This is a genomic window from Chitinimonas sp., assembly GCF_041904975.1.
Lineage (GTDB): Bacteria > Pseudomonadota > Gammaproteobacteria > Burkholderiales > Chitinimonadaceae > Chitinimonas.
In genome coordinates this window covers 1-7,089 of sequence record NZ_JAYRLZ010000223.1, presented here as the reverse complement: position 1 = coordinate 7,089, position 7,089 = coordinate 1, and the positions used below count along the sequence as shown (strand labels likewise).

Genomic DNA, 7,089 nt, shown 5'->3' with positions numbered 1-7,089 from the left:
CCGGAGCGGCCGAAGCCATGCCATCGGGCAAGGATCAGGCTGCCGCGAAACCGGCTACCGGCGGCAACGCCGCCGGTGCCAAGCCAAGTGACGCCAAAGCGCCAACCGAGGTCAAGCCGCAGGATGCCAAGCCGGCCACACCGCCCGCAGCCAATCCCAAGCCAACCGAGCCGGCGGCAGCGGCCAAGCCGGTAGCGCCAGCCAAGGATGACAAGGCAACGGCCACCGCAACTGCCGCCACACCACCACAAGCCACCCCAGATGCGCCGGCACCGGCTGCGCGCAAGCCCGACTTCAAGCTGGAAATCCATGAACGCCCCATCCCTAAAAAACCAGCAAGCCGCTGATGTGACCTATGTAAAGGCCGCGCCCTGGCAACGCCTGCGCCTGCAAACACAGCGCCTCGCAGGCCAGATCGGTTTCAAGCCATTGGCGGGCGTGCTGATCGTGGTGCTGCTCGCCACGCTGTGGCTTGACGACGCCAGCGACAAACTGGCCGCCCTGCGCAAGAACAATGCCAGCATCAACAGCGAAGTCGCCAAGATGAAGGCCCTGGCCGCGATGAAGACCAAGATCGAGCAGGGTCTGCGCGACAGCATTCCACAATACGAACAGACGCGGCTGCGCGGCCTGAACGGCCCGACACTCGATGGCGCGGCTGAAGCGTGGAAAGGCGAATGGGCCGGCGTATTGCAAGGCCAGCGCATCGAAAACGCCCAGCTCAGCATCGTGCCGCCTACCGGAAAAGTCACCGACACCGCCACACTGGACGCAGAATTCGACGCCGTGCCTGACCAGGTACTCGCCGTGGTCGACACCGTCGAGAAAGGCGATCGCCTGCAAAGGATCACCCGGTTGGAGCTTGACGCCCAGCCCGAGGGCGACAAGCCGCATTTGCATGTGAAGTTACGTGTGGAAGCCCATTATTTTGCGCCTGAAGGCAAGGGCAAGCCGCCAGCCAAGCTGCCGGTAACCAAGCCTGCCGGCAATAGCGACAAAAAGGCCAAGCCATGATCAGCGCATTCTTGCTTGCGGCAACTGCCGCCGCCACCCCGGCTGCCCAGCCGGCGCCAGCCACGACGGCCACACCAGCCAGCGCTACGGCAAGCGCCGCCAAACCTGCCAACAAGCCTGCGGTTGTGGTGAAGCCCGACCCCACGCTGATTCCGGCACAGAACCCGTTCGACCCGCAGCGCAAACCCTGGCTGCTGCCGCCGCCGCCACCGCCGCCGGTACCGGCGCTGAGCAATGACGATATCCGCATCCATGGCGTGATCATCGCCGGCGATGTGCGCAAGGCACTGATCGAACTGGTGGCGCCGCGCCTGTTGCCGCCGCCGCCAGCTGCCGGCAAGTCGCCCGCGCGTCCGTACCGGATGGTGACGGTGGGCGATGATGTCGGCGGTTACCGGGTGGTGGACATCACCCCGGCCGAACTGGTGTTCGAGCTGGGCGGCGCCCGCTCCAATATGCCGTTCAAGGTTGCCAAGGGGCGTGCCGTTGCCGGCGCTGCCGTTGCACCGCCCACCACCGAGGCCGTGGTGGTAGTGGCACCGATGCCTACCGTGCTCGATGGCGTGGCGCCACCTGCGGCTGACTCCGGCAGCAACGCTGCCCCACCACCCGCCGTTGCGGCTGCCGTGCCCGATGCGCCGCCGCCGGCGCCGGCCGAATCGGCTGCTGCCGCGCAGCAACCTGCCGCCAACAATGCCTCGCCACCTTCCGGCATGTCGCTGCTGGAAGCGATCCAGTGGGCGAAAAAGAATGCGGGCTCAAACAGCGCCGCCAATCCATTTGCCGGCGGTGGCCTGCCCACCCCAGGAAAATAATTCTCATGCTGCAATCGCATTCCAGCGCCCTGGCTGCCACGGCGCAACATCTCGGCATTCCGGTACTGACCGCCGAAGCGCTCGACCCGCCGCCAGCGCCGGTGCAGGGTGTTGCCACCAGCTTTCTGCGTGAACACCGCCTGCTGCCGATGGGCTTTGATGGCGAAACCCTGCGCGTAGCCAGCCAGCTGCCCTTGCCCTGGGCGGCGCTGGAAGCGCTCAAGCAGTTTGCCGGTCAGCGCGAGCTGCATTTGCTGCTGGCCGAGCCGGAAGTGATCGAACAGGGTCTGGCACTGCTCGACCAGCGCGGCGGACTGCCTTCCGGCCTTGATATCGGCAGCGCGCAGAACAACGCCCCGGCCGAAGATGATCTGGAAAGCCTGAAAAACCAGGCCGAAGACGCCCCGGTGGTGCGGCTGGCGCATTACCTGATCCAGACCGCGGTCGAGCATGGCGCTTCCGACATCCACCTGGAGATCTACCAGGACGTATTCAAGGTGCGCTACCGCATGGATGGCGTGCTGCACGATATGGAATCGCCGCCGCGCCGCATGTTCCTGCCCACCATCTCGCACCTGAAGCTGCGCGCGCGCATGAATATTGCCGAGCGCCGCCTGCCGCAGGATGGCCGGATCAAGATGCCGGTACGCGATTACGAGATCGATATGCGGGTATCCACCCTGCCCACCGTCTATGGCGAGAGCATGGTGATCCGTATCCTCGACAAGCGCGAATCGACGCTATCGCTGGACCGACTCGGTTTCGAGCCCAATACGCTGGAGCTGTTCCGCCGCGCCATTGCCCAGCCGCACGGCATGATCCTGGTGACCGGCCCCACCGGCTCGGGTAAGACCACCACGCTGTATGCCGCACTGAGCGAGATCAACCAGCCCGATGTAAAGATCATCACGGTGGAAGACCCGGTCGAATACCAGCTGCACGGTATCAACCAGGTGCAGGTCAAGCCGCAGATCGACCTGACCTTTGCCAACGCCCTGCGCGCCATCGTCCGGCAAGACCCGGACATCATCATGATCGGTGAAATCCGTGACGGCGAAACCGCCGATATCGCCATCCAGTCGGCACTGACCGGTCACCTGGTGCTATCGACCCTGCACACCAATGACAGCTTCAGTGCCGCCCACCGCCTGCTCGATATGGGCGCGGAAAGCTATCTGATCGCCTCCAGCCTGGTGGCGGTGCTGGCGCAGCGTCTGGTGCGGGTGATCTGCCAGCATTGCCGCACGCCACGGCCGGTAGACGAATCAGACCGCCTGTTCCTGACCCAGGAAGGCTACGACGCCAGCAGCGTCACCCATCTGTGGCACGGCACCGGTTGTGCCCATTGCAACCACACCGGCTACAGCGGCCGGCAGAGCATTTACGAATTGCTGCCGATTACCGAGCCGATCAAGTCGGCCATTTTGCGCAAGGCGCCCAGCACCGAGATCCGCCGTATCGCCCTGGAAGATGGCGTGCGCACCATGCGCCAGGCCGGCATTCTCAAGGCAATCGCCGGCGAAACCACGCTGGCCGAGCTGAGCCGCGTGACCCGCGAGGACTTCTGACATGCAGCAGTTCGCCTACCGGGTACGCAGCGATGGCATGGTGCGCGACGGGGTGCTGGTAGCCGCCGGCGCCCAGCAGGCCGAAACCATCTTGCGCGAGCAGGGCTTCGAGATTGTCGAAGTCAAACCCAAGCGCAGCCTGCTGGCGCAGCTGCAGGCCGAGCGCAGCAGCAGCGTCAGCAATGCCGATGTGCTGGAATTCACCACCCAGCTCGCCACCCTGCTCGATGCCGGTTTGCCGATCGATCGGGCGCTCAAGGTGCTGCACAGCACCCTGCCCGGCGCCAATCTGCGCGCCATCTTGCTGGAGATGCTGGCCGATATCGAAAAGGGCGAGACACTTGCCGATGCGTTCAGCCGCCACAGCGGCGCGTTTCCGCGCCTGTATGTGAATATGGTGCGCGCCGGCGAAGAGGGCGGCATTCTGCCGATTACCCTGCGCCGCCTGATCGAGTTTTACGAGCGCTCCATCGAATTCCGCAATTTTCTGGTGTCGTCATCGATCTACCCGCTCACCCTGCTGGTGTTCGGCATCAGCGCGCTGATCGTGCTGACGGTAATGGTGATCCCGAAATTCGCCGAAGTATTCGAAAACATGGGCAAAGCCCTGCCACCCGCTGCCAGCATGCTGATCGGCCTGAGCAACACCCTGCAGCTGCATGGCCTGGAAATGCTCGGCGCCATCGTGGTGATCGCCTGCGGCTTCTGGGCCTATGTGCGCGCCGGCGCCGGACAGCTGTGGTGGCACCAGACCCAGCTGCGCATGCCCATGCTCGGCGAGTTGCTGCTCAAGGCCAATCTGAGCCGCGCCTGCCGCACCCTTGGCACCCTGATGCTGGCCGGCGTGCCGATTCTAAAGTCGCTCACCATGGTGGCGCAGCTATCGGACAACACCCAGATCAACCAGGCACTGGCCAGGCTGGAGCGCGGCATCCGCGATGGCGAAGGCCTGGCCGCGCCGATTCGCGCCGATCGCTTCTTCCCGCCGCTGTTGGCCAATCTGGTGACGGTGGGCGAGGAAACCGGCGACGTCGGCACCATGCTGCTCAAGGTGGCTGACCAGTACGACGCCGATGTGCGCAAGGTGGCCAAACGCTTTATCTCGCTGTTCGAGCCCTTGATGATCATCGTCATGGGCGGCCTGATCGGCGCCATTGTGCTGTCGATGCTGTCGGCGATCTTCTCGATCAACGAGATGGGAGTGTAATTACCCCTCTCCCGCAAGCGGGAGAGGGTGGCCCGCAGGGCCGGGTGAGGGCGGTACTACACCACGCCAGCATTGTTGCTGGCGCTGCGCTCGAGAGCCCTCGTAGGAGCGGCTTCAGCCGCGAAAGCGCGGCTATTCGTCGCAAAAACCGCTCCCACAAACACAGACGGCCGAAGCCGAATTCAATGCGCCAGCCCGGCAAACCATCCGAATCGCGGGCATGGCCCGCTCCTACCTTGGTCTTTGCTGCGAATGTGCAGCCTGTCACAGCAAGATCACCCACAAAACGGTAAAATCGCCCGCTTTGTGAACGATTTACCGGCTAGCCCGGTCTGTTGCACACCATGGCCTGGCTGCAAGCGCCGGCCGCCGCGTAGTCCTGAAGCGCCAAACACGCTGTATTACCGAATAACCCGACCAGCGGACCCTGTGTCCAAGGAAGCAACATGCAAGCAAGTACCCGCCTCACCCGCTTACACCGCCCGGCCAAGTCTGCCGGCTTTACCCTGATCGAACTGCTGATCGTGATGGTGATTCTCGGCCTGTTGGCCGCCCTGGTCGGCCCCAAGCTGTTTGGCCATGTCGATAAGGCCAAGATCGGCACCACCACGACCCAGATGGGCAATATCGCCACCGCGCTCGATGCCTTCCGCCTCGATGTCGGCCGCTACCCGACCACCGAAGAGGGTCTTGCCGTGCTGCGCAGCGCGCCAGCCGACGATGCCCCCGGCGCCAGCCGCTGGCATGGCCCTTACCTGAAGAGCACCCCGAAAGACGCGTGGGGTCAAGACTTCCACTACGCCTACCCCAGCACCCATGGCTCTGACTACGATTTGTCATCGTGGGGCGCCGATGGCAAGGAAGGCGGCGAAGGCAACGATGCCGATATCAACAACTGGGAAGGCGCTGGCGCCGATGCACCGGCCGCCAACAAGGATGCGGCCAAGCCGTGATCAAGCAGGCGCGCGGCTTTACCTTGGTCGAATTGCTGATCGTGATGGTGTTGCTGGCCATCGCGGCGGCCATGGTAGGGCCGCGCCTGTGGGGCATGGTCGAGCCTGATCCGGCGCGCGATATTCCCCGCCTGCTGGGCGACCGCATCGATCGCATGCGTGGCGAAGCCATTATCAAAACCACCGCGCAGGATGCGGTGGTCAACCTTGTCGACAACACGCTGAGCGATAGCGATGGCAAGGCGATCTGGACCCCGCCGGAAGGCTGGCAGTTCACCGCCTTGCCCAATGTAGAAGTACGCGAAACCGCCACCACCACCCTGGTCACCAAAAAAGAAGAAGCGCCGCCCGACCGGATTGCGCTGCGCTTCAATCCCGATGGCAGTGCCAATGAAGCGCGCTTCCAGCTCACCGGACCGGATTCCGGCCAGGGCTGGACCATTGCCATTGCCCCGCTGACCGGCCGCATGACCATGACGCCATTGAACGAGCGCGACCATGCGCATTGATCGCCAACGCAGGCCGCAGCAGGCCGGCTTCACCCTGATCGAGGTGCTGGTGGCGCTGGTGATTCTGGGTATCGGCATTGCCAGCATCCTGTCGGCCTACAGCGGCAGCCTGCGCCTGATGCAACGGGCCCGCGACCACGCCTCGGCCGGCCTGTTGGCGCGCAGCAAGCTCGACGAAACCCTGGCCACCGAAAACGCCGAGATCAGCGACGATGGCCGCGAAGAGCGCTACAACGGCACCCTGTTCGGCTACCGCATCACCACCACCCCGGTTGATCTGGTCAGCAAGTCGCTCGCCGAAAAGCTCCCCGGCGCCCCGCGCCTGGAAGAAGTAAAAGTGGAAGTATTCTGGGGCGAAGAAGGCCAGCAGCAGCGCTACGTGATGTCGTCCTACCGCAATGCGCTGAGCAAGCCGGACAAGCCCAAGTAGGGCCTTGGCAGCCCTGATGCGAAAAGAGCCTGGCGCACCCATGGCAGGGCGCGACTTGATAGCAGGGCGGGTTTGAAGCGCAGCGCAGCCCGCCGAACAACTCGCGGCGCAGCCGCTTAAAAACCGACTTTTGATTCGGTTAAAGGTGGAAAAACACCTTGAAAAGCCAAGGATAGCGGCTACGCCGCAATCAATTGGCGGGTTGCGCTGCGCTTCAAACCCGCCCTAGCAACCCAAACCCACGCTTTCACAGCCACTCGTTCCCACTACTTGAACTCGTACACCACCCGGTACTTACCGTTCAGAAAGTCGCTGTCATCGCGGCCATAGCCGACGACGATCTTGGCGCCGGTAATGCCAAGGGCGCTTACATTCAGGTCAGATAACACCGGCACCTGCAGGCTGCCGCTTGCCAGCACGGTCTGGAAAGCCACCGGCAACGGTACGGTCAGCGGCACCCAGAACTGGCCGCTGCGCATCAGGATCAGATTGAGCTGCGGCACCAGCAGGCCCACATAGACATTGACGCTGCGCCCCACATCATCGGCCAGCGGCGTGATCTGCGCTGCGACGGTGAGCTTGTCGGGCGTGCC

8 protein-coding genes and 1 pseudogene are annotated in these 7,089 nt (G+C 63.9%); 8 read left to right on the top strand and 1 reads right to left on the bottom strand.

Features of this window, described 5'->3' with window-relative positions:
• From ACE3OH_RS17155 to ACE3OH_RS17120, 8 genes and pseudogenes are all read left to right on the top strand, one after another.
• Window positions 1–347: pseudogene (locus ACE3OH_RS17155) on the top strand (hypothetical protein); the annotation flags it as partial.
• Complete coding sequence (locus ACE3OH_RS17150) at window positions 310–1,014, top strand: hypothetical protein (RefSeq protein ID WP_374355830.1); 705 nt, start codon at window positions 310–312, stop codon at window positions 1,012–1,014. The pseudogene ACE3OH_RS17155 and the gene ACE3OH_RS17150, both read left to right, overlap by 38 nt.
• Window positions 1,011–1,829: a hypothetical protein gene (locus tag ACE3OH_RS17145; RefSeq protein WP_374355827.1), complete on the top strand. Its 819-nt coding sequence runs from the start codon at window positions 1,011–1,013 to the stop codon at window positions 1,827–1,829. Before ACE3OH_RS17150 ends, ACE3OH_RS17145 begins: the two co-directional genes overlap by 4 nt.
• A gap of 5 nt (window positions 1,830–1,834) precedes the next feature.
• A complete protein-coding gene (locus ACE3OH_RS17140; RefSeq protein WP_374355824.1) occupies window positions 1,835–3,397 on the top strand; it encodes a GspE/PulE family protein in 1,563 nt (520 codons plus the stop codon).
• A 1-nt stretch (window position 3,398) separates the two neighbouring features.
• On the top strand, window positions 3,399–4,604 hold the full coding sequence (locus ACE3OH_RS17135) for a type II secretion system F family protein (protein ID WP_374355821.1): 1,206 nt from the start codon (window positions 3,399–3,401) through the stop codon (window positions 4,602–4,604).
• 446 nt (window positions 4,605–5,050) lie between these two features.
• A complete protein-coding gene (gene gspG, locus ACE3OH_RS17130) occupies window positions 5,051–5,557 on the top strand; it encodes a type II secretion system major pseudopilin GspG (RefSeq protein ID WP_374355818.1) in 507 nt (168 codons plus the stop codon).
• Entirely contained in the window at window positions 5,554–6,066 is a 513-nt protein-coding gene (locus ACE3OH_RS17125) for a type II secretion system protein (RefSeq protein ID WP_374355813.1), read from the top strand. The genes gspG and ACE3OH_RS17125 overlap by 4 nt, the downstream gene beginning before the upstream one ends.
• Window positions 6,056–6,496 carry a prepilin-type N-terminal cleavage/methylation domain-containing protein gene (locus ACE3OH_RS17120; protein ID WP_374355810.1) on the top strand — a complete coding sequence of 147 codons (441 nt, stop codon included), beginning with the start codon at window positions 6,056–6,058 and terminating at the stop codon, window positions 6,494–6,496. The genes ACE3OH_RS17125 and ACE3OH_RS17120 overlap by 11 nt, the downstream gene beginning before the upstream one ends.
• 266 nt (window positions 6,497–6,762) lie before the next feature.
• Here ACE3OH_RS17120 and ACE3OH_RS17115 read toward each other — a convergent pair.
• Window positions 6,763–7,089 (bottom strand): hypothetical protein (locus tag ACE3OH_RS17115; protein ID WP_374355807.1); only part of this gene is annotated, 327 nt, incomplete at its 5' end.